Annotated in this window: 18 protein-coding genes and 1 pseudogene; 10 read left to right on the plus strand and 9 right to left on the minus strand. The window is 62.9% G+C overall.

Features of this window, described 5'->3' with window-relative positions; all coding sequences use genetic code 11:
* Positions 1-16: 16 nt before the first annotated feature.
* Positions 17-262 carry a zinc-finger domain-containing protein gene (locus BcanWU425_RS15710; RefSeq protein ID WP_007602543.1) on the minus strand — a complete coding sequence of 82 codons (246 nt, stop codon included), beginning with the start codon at positions 260-262 and terminating at the stop codon, positions 17-19.
* Between the two features lie 303 nt (positions 263-565).
* Here BcanWU425_RS15710 and BcanWU425_RS15715 point away from each other — a divergent pair, with 303 nt between their 5' ends.
* Positions 566-1,702 (plus strand): hypothetical protein, encoded by a 1,137-nt coding sequence (locus BcanWU425_RS15715; protein WP_204511607.1) that lies wholly within the window; start codon positions 566-568, stop codon positions 1,700-1,702.
* 34 nt (positions 1,703-1,736) lie between these two features.
* A complete protein-coding gene (locus BcanWU425_RS15720; RefSeq protein WP_204511606.1) occupies positions 1,737-2,492 on the plus strand; it encodes an alpha/beta fold hydrolase in 756 nt (251 codons plus the stop codon).
* Between the two features lie 147 nt (positions 2,493-2,639).
* On the opposite strand, the gene BcanWU425_RS15725 is transcribed toward BcanWU425_RS15720, so the two are convergent.
* On the minus strand, positions 2,640-3,602 hold the full coding sequence (locus BcanWU425_RS15725) for an AraC family transcriptional regulator (protein ID WP_204511605.1): 963 nt from the start codon (positions 3,600-3,602) through the stop codon (positions 2,640-2,642).
* Positions 3,603-3,816: 214 nt separating this feature from the next.
* On the opposite strand from BcanWU425_RS15725, the gene BcanWU425_RS15730 reads away from it, so the two are divergent.
* Positions 3,817-4,587, plus strand: a complete 771-nt coding sequence (locus tag BcanWU425_RS15730) for an alpha/beta fold hydrolase (RefSeq protein WP_026232924.1) — start codon at positions 3,817-3,819, stop codon at positions 4,585-4,587.
* A 187-nt stretch (positions 4,588-4,774) separates the two neighbouring features.
* Positions 4,775-5,376: pseudogene (locus BcanWU425_RS15735) on the plus strand (hypothetical protein).
* A gap of 160 nt (positions 5,377-5,536) precedes the next feature.
* Here BcanWU425_RS15735 and BcanWU425_RS15740 read toward each other — a convergent pair.
* Positions 5,537-6,895, minus strand: a complete 1,359-nt coding sequence (locus BcanWU425_RS15740) for a hypothetical protein (protein ID WP_204511604.1) — start codon at positions 6,893-6,895, stop codon at positions 5,537-5,539.
* A gap of 275 nt (positions 6,896-7,170) precedes the next feature.
* Between BcanWU425_RS15740 and cysE the strand changes: the two genes are divergently transcribed.
* Positions 7,171-7,995 carry a serine O-acetyltransferase gene (gene cysE, locus BcanWU425_RS15745; RefSeq protein WP_007602549.1) on the plus strand — a complete coding sequence of 275 codons (825 nt, stop codon included), beginning with the start codon at positions 7,171-7,173 and terminating at the stop codon, positions 7,993-7,995.
* A gap of 150 nt (positions 7,996-8,145) precedes the next feature.
* Positions 8,146-8,364: a DUF3126 family protein gene (locus tag BcanWU425_RS15750; protein ID WP_007602550.1), complete on the plus strand. Its 219-nt coding sequence runs from the start codon at positions 8,146-8,148 to the stop codon at positions 8,362-8,364.
* 89 nt (positions 8,365-8,453) lie between these two features.
* Here the strand turns inward: BcanWU425_RS15750 and BcanWU425_RS15755 are convergent, their stop codons facing one another.
* Together BcanWU425_RS15755 and BcanWU425_RS15760 are read right to left on the minus strand one after the other, a co-directional pair.
* Positions 8,454-9,038, minus strand: coding sequence for a DUF1349 domain-containing protein (locus BcanWU425_RS15755; protein ID WP_204511603.1), 585 nt, complete (start codon positions 9,036-9,038; stop codon positions 8,454-8,456).
* Positions 9,039-9,301: 263 nt separating this feature from the next.
* On the minus strand, positions 9,302-10,009 hold the full coding sequence (locus BcanWU425_RS15760) for a hypothetical protein (RefSeq protein WP_026232926.1): 708 nt from the start codon (positions 10,007-10,009) through the stop codon (positions 9,302-9,304).
* Between the two features lie 222 nt (positions 10,010-10,231).
* On the opposite strand from BcanWU425_RS15760, the gene BcanWU425_RS15765 reads away from it, so the two are divergent.
* The 4 genes from BcanWU425_RS15765 to BcanWU425_RS15780 all read left to right on the plus strand — a co-directional run bounded on the left by BcanWU425_RS15765 (position 10,232) and on the right by BcanWU425_RS15780 (position 12,262).
* Positions 10,232-10,561 (plus strand): DUF6949 family protein, encoded by a 330-nt coding sequence (locus BcanWU425_RS15765; protein ID WP_007602553.1) that lies wholly within the window; start codon positions 10,232-10,234, stop codon positions 10,559-10,561.
* A 90-nt stretch (positions 10,562-10,651) separates the two neighbouring features.
* A complete protein-coding gene (locus BcanWU425_RS15770; RefSeq protein ID WP_018455332.1) occupies positions 10,652-11,182 on the plus strand; it encodes a gamma carbonic anhydrase family protein in 531 nt (176 codons plus the stop codon).
* Between the two features lie 308 nt (positions 11,183-11,490).
* Positions 11,491-11,790, plus strand: a complete 300-nt coding sequence (locus BcanWU425_RS15775) for a hypothetical protein (RefSeq protein WP_204511602.1) — start codon at positions 11,491-11,493, stop codon at positions 11,788-11,790.
* A 103-nt stretch (positions 11,791-11,893) separates the two neighbouring features.
* Positions 11,894-12,262 carry a hypothetical protein gene (locus tag BcanWU425_RS15780; RefSeq protein WP_085351115.1) on the plus strand — a complete coding sequence of 123 codons (369 nt, stop codon included), beginning with the start codon at positions 11,894-11,896 and terminating at the stop codon, positions 12,260-12,262.
* Positions 12,263-12,441: 179 nt separating this feature from the next.
* On the opposite strand, the gene BcanWU425_RS15785 is transcribed toward BcanWU425_RS15780, so the two are convergent.
* From BcanWU425_RS15785 to BcanWU425_RS15800, 4 genes are all read right to left on the minus strand, one after another.
* Positions 12,442-12,936: a hypothetical protein gene (locus tag BcanWU425_RS15785; RefSeq protein WP_085351116.1), complete on the minus strand. Its 495-nt coding sequence runs from the start codon at positions 12,934-12,936 to the stop codon at positions 12,442-12,444.
* Positions 12,937-13,112: 176 nt separating this feature from the next.
* Complete coding sequence (locus tag BcanWU425_RS15790) at positions 13,113-13,844, minus strand: aspartate/glutamate racemase family protein (protein WP_085361723.1); 732 nt, start codon at positions 13,842-13,844, stop codon at positions 13,113-13,115.
* 20 nt (positions 13,845-13,864) lie between these two features.
* The gene (locus BcanWU425_RS15795) at positions 13,865-14,743 is read right to left on the minus strand and encodes an ABC transporter permease (protein ID WP_085396140.1); all 879 of its coding nucleotides are present in this window, start codon (positions 14,741-14,743) and stop codon (positions 13,865-13,867) included.
* Between the two features lie 3 nt (positions 14,744-14,746).
* Positions 14,747-15,706, minus strand: coding sequence for an ABC transporter permease (locus tag BcanWU425_RS15800; RefSeq protein ID WP_204511601.1), 960 nt, complete (start codon positions 15,704-15,706; stop codon positions 14,747-14,749).
* Between the last annotated feature and the right edge of the window lie 3 nt (positions 15,707-15,709).

The following is a 15,709-nucleotide window of genomic DNA, read 5'->3' on the forward strand; positions in this document are numbered from 1 at the left end:
TGGCCGATGGAAGCGGTCAGGCCACCTTGTCCTTCAGGACGCATTCCGGCGGACGGGCTTCGCCCGCCTTCAGGTCGGCGGCGAAACGGTACAGAGTCGAGCAGTACGGGCAGATGATCTCGTTGTCGTTGCCGAGGTCGAGGAAGACGTGCGGATGATCGAACGGAGGGTTGGCGCCCACGCACATGAACTCTTGCGAGCCGATCTCGATGACGGGGACACCGGCATCGTTGTGGAAGTGCGGGACGACATGGTCGGACATCGTACTCATCCTGGAGTGGCAATGGCGGCAGACACAATCACGACTGCCGCGGCATTATTAAGGCGCCGCGGACCATACTGGTGGGTGGAGATGATTGCTAGTCCAGCGGAACCGAAAGCTCCGCAATGCCCCATGCTCATTTGCTCATGCAAATTCGACACAATCTTGCGGCCTGAGAGAAGCCCTTCTTTCGTCGGGGACGTTGTGTCGCAATTTTGGCATACTATGTCTGTGGACGAGCGTAATTGCGACGAAAGACAACCGTTAGGCGTCAACGATCTCAGGACCGTCCAGGCTCTCCGCATGAAGTGGTTGCGAATCAGCACAGCGTTGACCGGTATCGCGGCATGCGGCTTCATGCTCGCGCAGGTAGCACCGCACGCCCGCGAGGCCGGGGCGATTCTGGCCGCCCAGGACGATCCCGCCGCGCTCTCAGAGATCAAGCTCGACGCGCTGCTGCGGCACAACGACCGCCTGATTCAAAACAACATCGAGGTCGCGCTCGCATCGGGCGATGCCGATCTTGCCGACAGTTTTGTCGCACTGGCGCGCGACCGCAACATCGCGCTGCCTGACGACCTCCCGAGCCGTGTCGGTGACGCGGTCAAAGCCGAAAACTCCACCTCGCATTTCGCAAAACGGTTTGCCGCCGGTCTCGTTACCGGCAACGCGGATGATGTTGCGAGCTTGTCGGGAACCGTGGCCGGCGATCTCTTCGTCATCGGCGACATCAGGGACGTCGTCCGCGAGGGCAAGCACCTCGCCATGGGCGAGGAGACCGATCGCCTGGTGCTGGGCCTTGCGGCCGCGGGTCTCGCGGTCACGGCCGTGACCTACGTCTCCGTCGGCGGTGCCGCGCCGGTTCGCGCCGGGCTGACGCTGGTGAAGGACGCGCGCAAGGTCGGCCGGCTCGGCGAGGGACTAGCGGCATGGGCCGGCCGGTCCGCGCGCGAGGTCGTCGATACGCCGATGCTCCAGAACGCGGTTGCCTCCGGCTCGGTGCTGCGGCCGGGCCAGACCTTGAGCGCGATCAAGGCCGCGTTCCGCGCCGAGAAGGCCGGCGCGCTGGTTCGGCTCGGCAAGGATGTCACGCGCGTGGTCGAGAAGACCGGCACGCGCGGCGCGATGGATAGCTTGCGCATCGCTGAAGGTCCCAAGGACGTCGCACGCGCGGCGCGGCTCGCGGAAGCGCAGGGCGGCAAGACGCGCGCGATTCTGAAGCTGCTCGGCCGCGGCGCGCTGCTGCTGATCGGCGGGGCGTTCAATCTTGCACTCTGGCTGTTCGGTGCGGCGTTGACGCTGCTCGGCCTGTTGTCCTCGATCAAGGCGACGACGGAGCGCCTGACCCAGGCCTGGTGCGATCGCAGACGGGCGCGGCGACTTCGCCAGGCGCGGATCGCCGCCGAAGCCGTTCTGGCAAGCCCTGCCGTCACGGCCTAAGATACCTCTTCCCCTCAAGATTGCGGAACTGATGATGCCGAGCTTTCACAACGGCGCCGTTGAAATTGCCTATCTCGACGAAGGCGAGGGCGATCCGATCATCCTGGTGCACGGCTTTGCCTCCAGCAAGAACGTGAACTGGGTCTATCCGACCTGGGTCTCGGAGCTGCGCAAGAACGGCCGCCGTGTCATTGCGCTCGACAATCGCGGCCATGGCGAAAGCGCAAAGCTCTACGAGCCCGCGCAGTACTCCATCCCGACCATGGCCGCCGACGTGCTCGCGCTGATGGATCACCTCGCCATCCCGCAGGCCGATCTCATGGGCTATTCGATGGGCGGACGGATGACGGCCTGGCTCTCCCTCAACGAGCCGCAGCGCCTGCGTTCGGCAATCCTTGGCGGCATCGGCATCGGCGGCCTGATCGAGGGCACCGGGCCCGGCGAGAACGTCGCGAAGGCGCTGGAAGCGCCCTCGCTCGACGACGTCTCCGATCCCCTCGGACGCACGTTTCGTGCTTTTGCAGACCAAACCCGTTCCGACCGCAAGGCGCTGGCCGCCTGCCTGCGCGGCACGCGCGATCTCATGACGAAGGACGAAGCCGCGCGCATCGACGTGCCCGTGCTGATCGCGGTCGGCAGCACCGACGACGTCGCGGGTTCGGCCAGCGCACTCGGTGCCATCATCCCGGGTTCGGAAGTGCTCGATATTCCCGGTCGCGATCACATGCGCGCAGTCGGCGACAAGGTCTACAAGACTGGCGTGCTCGATTTCCTCTCACGCCGCGCCTGAGGCGATGAGGCGGTTTCAGCTATCCTGAAATGTCTCGTTACAGTGGGCCATCCACTCCCTTCGGCAACCGTCCATTCCTGTACCTAGGGATCGGGGTTCGCTAAGGGCGCATATGAGACTCAGCTCGAAGCCACAGCTTTATCGAGGTCAATCGGATACTTGCAATTCCGATCCGTCCAACTGCGCACGGGCTCCGTCGGCGCGTCGCGCAGCCCGGTAACGGCCGGGCGACTGACCAATGTGCCGGTGAAACAACTTCGAAAACGCCGCTGCAGTCTCGTAACCGATCCGGTTGGCAATCCGTGCGATCGGTTCGTCGCTGGTTTCCAGCAGGAACGCCGCCTCCGCCATCCGGCGTTCGATCACATAACGTTGCATGGGCTGGCCCACGAGCCTAGTGAAGCGCGCCGAAAATGCCGAGCGGCCGAGCCCGACGCGACGGCCTAGGTCGCTCAGCGTCCAAAGCTGCTCCGGACTTTCGTGAATCAGCTTCAGCGCCGGTCCGATATGGGGGTCAGAAATGGCCCCGATCCAGCCGCCTTGCCCGGGACTGAGAGACGCGATCCAGCTTCGCAGCACCTCGACGAAGAGCACTTCCGTCAGTCGTGAAAGCGCGACGCCTTGGCCAGGACGCTCGAGCGCGGACTCGCTCATCATGCGGCGCAGGATGGCTTCAAGCCAACCACGGTCGGACGTCGGCTTCAGCAAGAGCACGGGTGGAAGCAACTCCAGCACGCTGCCAAACGTCGGCCGCGACACCGTGAAATTGCCGCAGAGCATGGTCGAGAGCGGCTTTGCACGGCTGCCGTGACGAACGAATCCGAGGCGTGGCGACGACCGTTCGATATCCACGATGCGCAAAGGCTCGGCCCGGCGATCCGAATAAAACACATGGGGCTCGCCACGTGTGATGATGACAAAATCGCCCCCGGTGATCTGGATTTCCTCTCCCTGTTCGAGCGCGAGGGTCGCTGAACCTTGGCTGAGATAGTGAAACAGGGCGTAGGGGCGCGCCGGCAACTCAAGATGCCAGGGATGGCCGAGCTCGAAGTGAAAGAGCAGCGTCCCGCCGAGACGAACCCGATCGAGCACCTGGGTGAGTATATCCATCCCCCGAGACTAGAACCGCGGACGATCGGACACAAGACACGGACGATTGGTCCCTATCGTCCGAGAGGTCCACGGAATACGTCATGCCACGGCGGGCCGACCGGACGTGCGGCAACCATTTCGCCAACGGCAGATGGAAGAACCGCGACCTTGCTGGAAACGCCTGTCCATTCCCCCGGACTACTTTCGTCCGACATGCCAACAGGAACAAACAATGCGAACTATTCTCCTCTCAGCCGCCACCGTCCTCCTGGCCGGAACGACGTTGGTCGGAGCCGTACATTCCGCCGAACTGCCCAAGGGGGCAGCGCACAACGTCGTGCTCGTGCACGGCGCCTTCGTAGACCAGACGAGCTGGCAGCCGGTTGCCGATATTCTCACCAAGAAAGGCTACAACGTCACGCTCGTCGAAAATCCACTCACTTCGCTCGCCGCCGACGTCGATGCGACCAAACAGGCGCTCGCGAAGCAAGCCGGCAGGACCGTTCTGGTCGGCCACTCATGGGGCGGCGTGGTGATCACGCAAGCCGGCAACGATCCCAAGGTTTCGGCGCTGGTTTATGTGTCCGCCTTTGCGCCGGAGGTCGGTGAATCCCTGGCGTCGCTGGCAAAGGCCGGTCCGCCGACCGAAGGCGGCAAGGCGATCCACCCCGATGCGAAGGGCAATCTGTACATCGATCCAAAGGTGTTTCCGTCAGCCGTCGCGGCTGACCTTCCTCCGGAGATCGCCGCGCACCTGGCCAACTCGCAGCTTCCGCTGAACCACGTTGCATTCGAAGCCCCGGTCGACGTTGCGGCCTGGCATGACAAGCCGACGTTCTACGTCATCAGCACGAAGGACAAAGTCCTCGCGCCCGAGGCCCAGAAGTCGTTCGCGGCCAGGATCCACGCCCAGACGACGGAAGTCACCGGCAGCCATGCCTCGCTCGTCGTCCATGCGAAGCAGGTCGCTGAGGTGATCGAAAAAGCCGCCCTCACGAGGTGACGGTGCCGCTCCCGGCGCTGTGGCGCCGGGAGCCCGCGCGCTCCCGCTCGACCATTTTAAGCCAGGCATCCGTAGAGTGCTGAAACGTCCTGACGACACTTCAGCTCACGGACGTGAACACCTCCAATCGCGGAACGCAACAAGTGTTGTCATGATGTGAGCGACGCATTGGAATGGACATTCCTGCATGTATAAGGCACTTCTTGTCACCCTCACTGCTGTGGCTCTTACCACCGTGTCTGCCGCGTCTGCTCCCGCCGTCAGCAGAGAGCCGCTGAATGCTGCGACGCTCAGCGCAATCAAATCGAAGTTCGGAAGGCTGATGAAATTGGCAAACAAGCATGATTTCAAGGCTCTGCATCGGATGTTCTGGCAATCGCCCTCGGCCCTTTTGGTGGCCAAGAGCGCGATCCCGTCCGAGGGAAACTGGGCCGGCTTTTGGGGTAACGCGGCGATTGATCAATAGCTGCATGATATCGGTAGCCCGGTCCGGTCGTACTCGAGCCAGATTTTTCGAAGCTCAGGGTTGTCGGCCTGACGCGCGACGTCGCCGAGTCCTATGTGCCGATGAACATCACCGTCTCTTATGCGGGGCAAGATGGAACAGCCAGGCCGTTTCTCATGATCAGCAACTGGCTTCGCGTCGGGAAGGACTGGAGGGTCGCTTCCGAAATCATTCTTCCGGTGCCGGCGGCACCGGCACAAAGAGCTAGCCGCGGAACGCCTCAGTTGTTGTACGGCACTGACCGTCTCGCACTTGGGTCCGTTTTCACGCAGCCGGCTGACTAACGGCTGGTCGTGCTCATGCCACCGCCCCGCCGCGTGTGCCGATTTGCGGGGGCGATGAAGGGCTCCAAACACCCTTGAGAACCAACGATGCGCTGGTCTTACTGGATAAACGCGATCGCTGCTCGGACGAAACCAGGCACGATGGCGCTTCACCCCAATCTCACCGCGCTTTGCTGTCTTCCCCAAGGCGGCGCGCCAGCGCCATCAGCACGGTGAAGGTCGCAACCCACACCATCCGCGCGCCATAGCGGTCGTGCGGGCCGGAGATCACGCCGCAGATGAAGGCGTTGCCGAGCAGCGCCAGCGTGATGGTCGCCGCCAGCAAGGTCAGGTCGTCGAGCCGGCGGTTCGCGAGGGCATGCGCCAGCAGCGCGACCAGCGCCAGCATCGAGGCCAGCGCGACGGGAACGTGCAGCCAGTTGATGGTGTCGAAATCGAGTCCCCAATTCTGCTGGCGCGCGGCGCGCATCGGCGCGGCCTGCGAGGGGACATAACGTTCGATGATGCCGCGGGTGTGCGGGATCCAGCCATTGGTGCCTTCGCCGGTCGCCACATGCAGCAATTGCTGGCCCAGCGCCTGCAAGGCCGCGCCGGCCTGCCAAGCCGGATAGTCGGCGAGCGAACCCACGACGATGGTGCCCATCTCGTCGTTCATGCCTTCGAAGCGGCCGAGCGTGTTGAACATGCTCTTGCCCCACAGGAATTCGTCGGCGCTCGCCGGCAATTGGTCGCGATAGGGGCAGAGCTTGAGTTTTTCGCGTGGGCAATGGTCATTGAGATAACGCGCAACGATGCCGTCCTGCATCATGCGGCCGAAGGCGACGCCGGTGCCGCCGGGCGTCCATGTCCACTTGCCCGACAAGGCATGGTTCGCCGACACCAGCATCAGGCCGCCAGCGAGGATGGTGAGGCTCGCTTGGGCCAATCCGGCGATCGGAAGCCGGGGCCCCAGCAACGGCCGCGCCATCCACCCGGCGATGCAGAGCCCGAGCAGCACGCCGAGCGTGGCGCTGTGGGTCGCGGCGGCAAAGGCCGTGAAGACGAACAGCGAGATTTTTTCGAGCGCCGAGGTCCGCTGCCCGCCGACGACCAGCAGGAATAGCGACAGCACCGACAGGCCTGCAAAAATGTCGGTGAGCAGCATGCTCGCAAGCCAGGGCAGCGCAGTCGACAGGATCAGGAGCAGGCTGATCACGACGAAACGGAACGTCTGCATCATCGAGAGCACGCGCAAGGTGAGTTGCAACAGCCACAGCGTGGCCAGCGACTGGACCGCGAGGTTGATCCAGAACCCTGAACTTTCGCCATAGTGCAGATAGATGCCGAACACGGTGGAGCGGCTCGGGACGAGATAGCCCTCGTACCAGCGCGCCAGATAGCCTCCGGTATCCCATTGCAACAGCGGATAGCGGTTCCAGAATGCCGGCGCGATCAACAGGAGCGGCAGGGCGATGGCGGCGAGCCGCAGCCAGAGTGAGCCCGCGGCGCCCGCGCGCGCATGATCGGTGGTGATGGTCAAATCCGCTCCGTCCTCACTCGGACCATGCCCGCAATTACCGTTGAGGCGGAATTCACCAATAGTTTGACGCCGCCCGGCTTGAATTTGGCGAAACCCTGACCATTTTGAGCCGACCTTGCCGCCCGGGGTGTCGGAAGAAACTGTTGTGATTCAACGCGTTGGCATGCCCCCGCCGGGCAACGCACTGTTCACTCTCAGGCAAGCCCGTCAGGACTTTGTCGCCTAGACTGTGTTATAGAACCAGTGAAACGAGCCAATTCGAAAGAGCAGATCTCATGGCAGTGCATCAGGTCAATCCGGGAGGAAAGCTTGCAACGCTTGATCCGATCTGGGATCGGATCCGCGGCGAAGCGGAGGACATCGTCCATCGCGAGCCGGAGCTTGCGACCTTCATCTATTCGACGGTGCTGCATCACAGCCGCCTGGAAGATGCGGTGATCCATCGGGTCGCCGACCGGCTCGATCATTCCGCGCTGTCGGGCGATCTCGTGCGCCAGACCTATGACGAGGCGCTGCGCGACGATCCCGATCTCGGCAACGCCTTCCGCGCCGATCTCGTCGCCGTCTACGATCGCGACCCCGCGACCTCGCGCTTCATCGATCCCTTGCTCTATTTCAAGGGCTTTCACGCCATCCAGACCCACCGCCTCGCGCATTGGCTCTATCTGAAGGGCCGCAAGGATTTTGCGTATTATCTGCAGAGCCGGGCGTCTGCGGTATTCCAGACCGACATCAATCCCGCCGCGCGCATCGGCCGCGGCATCTTCCTCGACCACGCCACCGGCTTCGTCTGCGGTGAGACTGCGCTGATCGAGGACGACGTCTCGATCCTGCATGGCGTTACGCTCGGCGGCACCGGCAAGGAGAACGAGGACCGCCATCCGAAAATCCGCCACGGCGTCCTGATCGGCGCCGGCGCGAAGATCCTCGGCAACATTGAAATTGGTCATTGCGCGCGCATCGCGGCGGGCTCGGTCGTGGTCAAACCGGTGCCGCACAACGTGACGGTCGCAGGCGTGCCTGCCAAGGTCGTCGGCGAAGCTGGCTGCGCCGAGCCGTCGCGCACCATGGATCAGATGATCAACGCCATGGGACTCTGAGATGGGCCTCTGAGGCGGGCCTTCGAGCTTGTCGGAAGGGGCGGATTTTCCGCCCCTTTCGTCCAAAAATTCTTTGGCAATTCATGCTGGCGGTTGGTCGCGTCTCGTCCTAAAACCCGCGCCAACCCAGATTTCGATTGGAGACTTGCCGTGGACGTCAAGGAAGTTAGGAAGCTCGACGCGTATTTGAAGCGCGTATTCGGCAATCCCAAGATCCGCGTCGTGCCGCGGCCAAAGAAGGATGATTCCGCCGAGGTCTATATCGGCGAGGAATTCATCGGTGTGCTCTTCGTCGACGACGAGGACGATGATCGCTCGTTCCAATTCCAGATGGCGATCCTCGAGGACGACCTCGTCGACCAGGAATAGTTCGGCGATCGTCTCGCTCAACGGGGCCGCGCGGGCGCGGCTCCATGCCTTTGCTTTCTTGCAAGAACATATTTCTGCAAGGGTGATGTTCAGCTCAGGTCGTGCAGGTCTTTTCCGGGGGGAGGTGTCAGACGAAACGTCGAGAATACGACTTCTAGCCCCGCCCGTTCGGGTGTGCAGGCCATCGGTCCCACAAGGTAGGAGTTTGCTTTAGGAAACGCCGCCAGCCGCATGAGGGGCCAGGATTTGCCGTCGGCCGAAACTTGCAGACGAAGGACACCGTTGGCGATGGTCGCGCGGACCCAGAAGTCGCTGGCATTATGCTCATAGGGTGCTGTCGCCCAGTCTGATTGCCCGTTTGTCAGCACGCTCGCGAGCATAGCGCGGCCATCTGACAATTCGATTCCGGCTTTGACCCAATGATGCGCGTCGAGGCGCACCATGATGCCCGCCTGATCATAGAGCGCCCGGAAATCGCCCTGAACACGCAAATCTGCGGTGAATGCTTCGCCTGTCGGAAAGCCCAGGAAATGTCCGCTATCGCGATTGAAGCCGTAATGGGTTTCGCGCCAGAAATCCGTGGCCTTGTCCGTGAGGATCCGCAGGTCATCACCCTCTGCCGCCCATCGCTGCGGTTCATTTAGCCACACACCGTCACTTCTGCGGAGAATCATGACTAACCTCTGTCGCGGATGCCTGCCGGTTCGGTCCGTGAGTCGGACGAGCACGGCATCGTGCATTGAGATGAAAAGGCAATGTAGCCGAGATTGCTTCGCTTCGCTCGCAAGGACGAGCAACAGCTTCACCGCCGCCCCATCCTGACACCATACGCGCGAAGCTGACTTCGAAAAATACGAAGCATTACAGGAGCTTGGCTACTGTGCATGGGGTTGTTTTCGCAGTTTTTGTTTTGGAGGCGCAGGTCGCGCGGTCGCGTTCAGCCCTTCGGGCCGCGCAGCTGCGCCGTCAGTTTCTCCATCGCTTCCGCCGTATCGCGCCACTGCGACAGCCAGCTGCGCGGAAAGCGGAAGGTGAGGTCGGCGCCGCCGACGCGGCGTTCGGCGAGGCACATGCCGGGCGTCGCACCATCGCGCGTGCAGCGCGCGGTCAGCGCGGGACTTGCGGCAGAATAGAGATCCTCGGTGCCGTAAGGCGTGTCAGCGCGGAATATCCGCATCGTCAGCCCGTCCTGAGGCATTGCCGCGGCCTGGTCGAGATAGCGTGGATAAATCGTGGCGGTGCGCTGCTCGGGCGAGAGCGCATCGCGATGCGCGGCGATCGACAGGAAGATGCGGTCGATCGGCTGCATCGCCGCATCCACGCTATCGGCGGTGACGTGCTTCGGCGCGCCCGGCGGCTCCAGCGAAGGATACAGGAAGTCGAGATCGATCCGCTCCTGCGGTCCGGAGTGGCGCTGGATCTTCATGCGGATCGCGTTGGTCGGCAGGTTGAACAGCGTGCCGCCGACGCTCACCGGCAGCTTGTCTGGGGCGTTCGCGCCGCTCGGCCCCCAGGTCGGCCACAACAAATAGGCGACGAGCGCGACGGCGCACACCGCGGCAATGCCGCCGAGCACGATCGGGACGACGTGGGCCAGGGTGCGCACCCGGGGAGATTGAGGGGAAATTGCCGAAAACACCGTCATGAGCCGCGCGAATGAGCCGGAAGTCGGCCGATGGCCGACGAATCAGCGGCGAATATGCCACGTGGTGGCGATTTCGCGGAGCGTTGGCCGGCTGCAGGGAAGGGAGAGAGGCCTGCGTGGAACGGCTGGCGGCGTTAACCTTCCCTTAAGGATAATGTAGCGTTAACCGGCACTCTTTGTCACAGGAAGGTACCTCGCGTTGCGTAAGGGCGGACTGTTCCGATGACACCTGAAGCTCTCAACACATTCTTCTCGATCGGCATTGGTTTCGCGCTCGCGGGAGCGCTCGTGAGCGGATACCAGACGGTCGCACAGCGGCCGGCCGGCTTCGGTCTGTTGCAGGACGGCGTGGCGCCGAAGACCTTCGCGGCGGTTCCGTTCCTGGTGTTCGCGGCGCCTTTCATCATCATGCGCAATACTCTGCGCGGCAGGCAGGTGGAGAGCCGCCGCGTCGAATTCGTGATGATGGCGACCGTCATCGCCGGCTTCTGGAGCATGATGAGCGGCACCTTCTTCCTGATGACGCTCCGCGCGGCCGGCGTTCTGGTCTGATGCGCGCGCTGTAGGGCTGCCTGCGCGGCGGCCCTTTGCGTCAAGGCCGCCGTTTCGCTATGGCTGGGGTTGACGCGACAGGAGACCCTCATGGCGATCTACGAGCTCGACGGGCAGGCGCCCGACCTTCCCGCCGACGGCAACTACTTCATCGCGGAGACCGCTACCGTGATCGGCCGCGTGCGCCTGAAGCCGGGCGCGAGCGTCTGGTTCGGCGCGGTGCTGCGCGGCGACAATGAGTGGATCGAGATCGGCGAGGGCGCCAACGTGCAGGACGGCTCGACCTGCCACACCGATCTCGGTTTTCCGCTTCAGATCGGCAGGAACTGTACGGTCGGGCATAACGTCATCCTGCACGGCTGCACCATCGAGGAGGGCGCACTCGTCGGCATGGGCTCAATCGTGATGAACGGCGCCAGGATCGGGCGCAACAGCATCGTCGGCGCCGGCTCCGTCATCACCGAGGGCAAGGAGTTTCCCGAACGGTCCCTGATCATCGGCTCGCCGGCGCGGGTGATCCGCACGCTCGACGATGCTCAGGTGCAGAAGATGGGGAGTGCTGCGAAGTTCTACGTCGCCAATGGACCGCGCTTCACAAAGGGCCTCAAGCGGATCGGGTGAACTCAGCTTCCTTCGGACTCGCGCGCTTCTATTGCGCTTGCGACCTTCTCGTGCCCCGCGGACCATAGGGCATCCTCATCGCTACCGTCCTGGTACGGATTGGCTTCCGCCGAATGTTTTTACGCGCCGCGCGTTCGCCTTCTGCAAAAGCATCGCGATCGTTCATCGTGACTGCGCCTTTCTGTTTGCGGAGCAGAAGATCAGCTTGCGCGTGATCGTGCCCGCCTTCCCGGTTTCAAGCTGATGCGACGGCATTTGTTCCGGAACCGGTCCTTGCTGCGGCGGTTGATCGGCGAAGGAGAATTTCAATGGCCAGATTGCCTATAGCCCGTTCAATCAAGACCGCGATCGTGATCTTCGCCCTTGTCGCGGTGCCGGCCGCATCGTTCGCGCAAGCCACCGGCGGCTCCACAGGATCGGCCGGAGGTGTCGCCAATTCTCCGGCTCCCGCGCCAGGCACCAACAGTCTGGGGACCGCCCAATCGTCCGGTGCGAATGCACCCGGCGTCACCACTGGGACCGGCGCAGGTGGGTCCACCGACGCCGCCGTCAACGCCGAGAACCGGCTGCTCGACAAGAAGCTCAAGAGCATCTGCCGCGGCTGCTGACGCTCGCGGGGAAGTGAGACAGTGAGGCTGTCAGGAACGCCTCAAGCCGATTAGCTTGGTCCTGCTTTGGAGCGTGGAGGGTATCCACGCAGAGGATCGAGTGATGTTACGGAAGATGATGTTGACGGCGCTGGCTGTGGTGGCGGTTGGGTCGTCGATGCCGCAGGCGGCACAAGCGGGCGGTCACGGCGGCTGGGGTCATGGCGGCGGTGGCTGGGGCCATGGTGGCGGCTGGGGTCATGGCGGCCACTGGCATGGCGGTGGCTTCTGGCCAGGCGTCGCCATCGGTGCCGGTATCGCCGGCGCAGGTTACTACGGCGGGTATTACGGCTACGGCCAACCGTATTACGGCAATCCATATTACTATGGTACCGGATACGATGATGGCGGTTATGGCGGCTGCTACGTTGTGCGGAAGCGCGTCATGACGCCAGCGGGCTGGCGCATCCGCCCCGTGGATGTCTGCGAATAGGCGGCGGTACCCGTCAAAAAACAAGGCCGTTGACGCAATATACCGTCAACGACCTTGCCAGCCCCGGACATTGAAATCGGCTCACGCCATCCGGTAACGGCGAGCATCGCTTGGAATCACACGGGCGAATGTGATCCAGTTCACAAGTCCAAAAATTTAAGGGTGGCGGCGCCGGCTGCTCAGCCGCGCGAGCGCTTGCGTGCACTGGCATGGACACGATGCCGTGCAGGTTTCCTGCGGGTAACTGAGGGAGTCTCCGCCTCGCTCGCCCGGGCGCTGGCAAAGGATTGCCGCAGGCCATCGATGGACTCGTTGAGTGTCGTGACCTGCTCGGACAGACGCTTGGTGTCGGCCTGCTGGAATGCGAGCAAGCGCTTCACACTCTGGAGCTGGTCTTGCACGACCTGGAGCTGGTCAATCGATTCCTGCTGGGTTGCCTCCAGCCCCTTGGTCTTCTCGACCAGCTGCTCGGATGCCTGTGCGGTGCGAGCCTGCAGCTGCCGCGACGCCACCACCCGGTCGGTCTCAGGGGCCGCACCGGTATAGGCACGCCAGATCGCGATCGAGGTCACCCCCGCGATCAGGAGCAGGAGCGCGGCGGCGGTCAGCGCGATAGGCTGGGCGCCAAGGCGAAGGAGGGGATGGGACCGTGTGTCCTCTGCGAGATCGATCATCGCTGACAAAACCCAAATTGAAACTTGGTGAGTGGCGAAGACCGGCAACCTGAGGTTACCGGGGCGTCCCGAAAGCGTTACGTGTCGGCAAGGAATGGGACCAAAAAGAGGCTAAGAGCAAAAAAACCAACAATCAGGATGCCTTAGGGCATCCGTGCCCCCGTCAGAGGCAGAGATCAGGGCTGAAACAGCGAAAACGGACCGGAATAGGTCTTCGAGCGCGGCGCCGCGTAGGGCCCGAGCCGGGAGGTCTTCAGTCCCAGTCGCACCAGTGATTCTGCCAAGGTCACCGCGGCGGCGACGCCGTCGATCACGGGCAGGCTGTGTGTGGCGGCGAGTTCATTGGCGAGATCGGCCATGCCGGCGCAACCGAGCACGATGGCCTCTGCGCGATCGTCGCGGATCGCGGCCGTGATTTCCGTAGAGATTTTTGCGAGCGCATCGGTGTTGCGCTCCTCGAGCGCGAGCACCGGCACCTCGGCGGCGCGGACGCGCGCGCAGCGTTCGGCGAGGCCGTATTTCCGCAAATTATGCTCGATCGGCACGATGGAGACACCGAGCGTCGTCACCACGGCGAAGCGCGCGGCAATCAGGCTCGCCATGTGGAAGCCGGCCTCGCCAATGCCGATCACTGGTGCCCTTGCCGCAGCGCGCGCGGCGTCGAGGCCGGTGTCGTCGAAGCAGGCGATGACATGCGCATCCGCGCCGTCGCGGTCGGCCTCGCGGATGCAGCCGAGCATGCCCGGCACCGCGAACGCCTCGTCGTAAAATCCCTCGATCGAGACCGGGCCCATCGTGGGCTGGCGCGCATCGATCACGGTGTCGGGCAGGGCGACCGCGCGCGCGGCAGCGGCGATCTTCACCGTCATGGACGCAGTGGTGTTGGGATTGACGACGTGAAGCCGCATCGGATCAGACAAGCCCCTTCTCAGACAAGCCCTTTGCCGGCGTCCGAGCCTTTGGCCGCCTGTCGCTTGTTGAGCATGTGGATGGTGCCAAGCGCAAGCGCGATCACCGTGAACGAGACGGCCGAGATCACGGTGCCGAGCGCATAGATGTCGGGGTTCGTCACGGTGGTGGTGAGGCCCTGGAGATCGAGAGGCAGCGTGTTCACCGCCCCGATCGCCTGGCTGGAACGCGCGAGTTCGTCCCAGGACAGTGTGAAGCCGAACAGTCCAATGCCGATCACGGAGGGCAGGATGATCGGCAGCACGACATGACGGAACGCCTGCCACGGTGTCGCACCGAGATCGCGCGCGGCTTCCTCGAGCCTGGGATCGAAGCGATTGAAGATCGCGAACATGATGAGAAGGCCGAACGGCAGCGTCCAGGTCAGATGTGCACCGAGGCCCGAGGTGAGCAGACCCATCGAGGTCTCGAAATTCTCGTTCCAATGCGCCTTGATCAGATCGTCGATGATGCGGAATTCAAGCGAGATGCCGAGCGAGGTGATGATCGAGGGCACGATGAGGCTCGCGATCGCGGAGTAGAACAGGATGCTTTGCGCCTTGAACTTGCGGCGAAACGCCATGCCCGCTGCGACCGACAGCACGACGGTGACGATCATCACGATAATGCCAAGCAGCAGCGAACGGCGGAAGGCGGCGCCGAGATCGACGATGCCGGTGCCCTGGAACAATTTTGCGATCCAGAAAGTCGATACACCGTTCATCGGGAAGGTGAGGCCGCCCTGCGGTCCCTGGAACGACAGCACATAGATCGCGATCATCGGGCCGTAGAGGAACAGCGTGTAGGCCGCGAAGAAGATCGCGAGCACGTAGAAAGAGCGCGGGCGTCCTTCCTTCATGCTCTAGAGCTCCTTCTTGATGTCGACGATACGCGACATCATGGTGATGATCAGGAACGTGATGACGAGCAGGATCACGGCATTGGCCGCTGCTGCCGGGAATTGCAGCGCATTCACCCGCGTCTCGATGATCTTGCCGGCGGCCGCGATCTGCTGCCCGCCCATCACGCCGATGGTGATGAAGTCGCCCATCACGATGGTGATGACGAAGATCGAGCCGATCACGATGCCGGGTTTTGCCAGGGGAATGATGACGTTGACGAGCGTCTGGAAACCGGTCGCCCCGGCGTCATAGGCGGCCTCGATGAGCGATTTGTCGATGCGAACCATTGAGTTGAAGATCGGCACCACCATGAAGAAGGTGAAGAGGTGCACCAGCGCCAGCACCACGGAGAATTCGGAGAACAGCAGCCATTCAACGGGATGGTTGATCAGCCCCGTCTTCACCAAGCCTGAGTTGACAAGGCCATTGCGCCCGAGCAGCGGAATCCAGGCGATCATGCGGATCACGTTGGAGGTCCAGAACGGGATCGTGCAGAGCAGCGACAGTCCCATCTGCCAAGTTTTCGACTTGACGTGAAAGGCGAGGAAGTAGGCGACCCAGAAGCCGATGAAGAGTGTGATGACCCACGCGATGAAACAAAGCTTCAGCGTCTTCAGATAAGTCTTGGCGATCGTGCAGAGATCGGGGAGCTGCGCGATGCAGCCCTCGAACGTGTCGGTGTAGCCGCGGCCCGAGAAGGCCGGCAGCAACTGGTATTCGTTGTAGTCCCAGAACGAGACGATGACGACGAAGACGAGCGGGATCAGGAAGAAGGCGAGGAACACCAGCATCATCGGCCCGGCCTGGAGCCAGGAGATGAAGGAGGGTGACAGCCGCGCCGCTTTGCTGCGGCGCGCCGTCTCCGATCCCCGGACCAGGTCCGGAGATGCCTGTTGCAAAATGTCCTCCGACGTGTCCATCAG

This window comes from Bradyrhizobium sp. WU425 (assembly GCF_021052305.1).
GTDB classification, from domain to species: Bacteria; Pseudomonadota; Alphaproteobacteria; order Rhizobiales; family Xanthobacteraceae; genus Bradyrhizobium; species Bradyrhizobium canariense_D.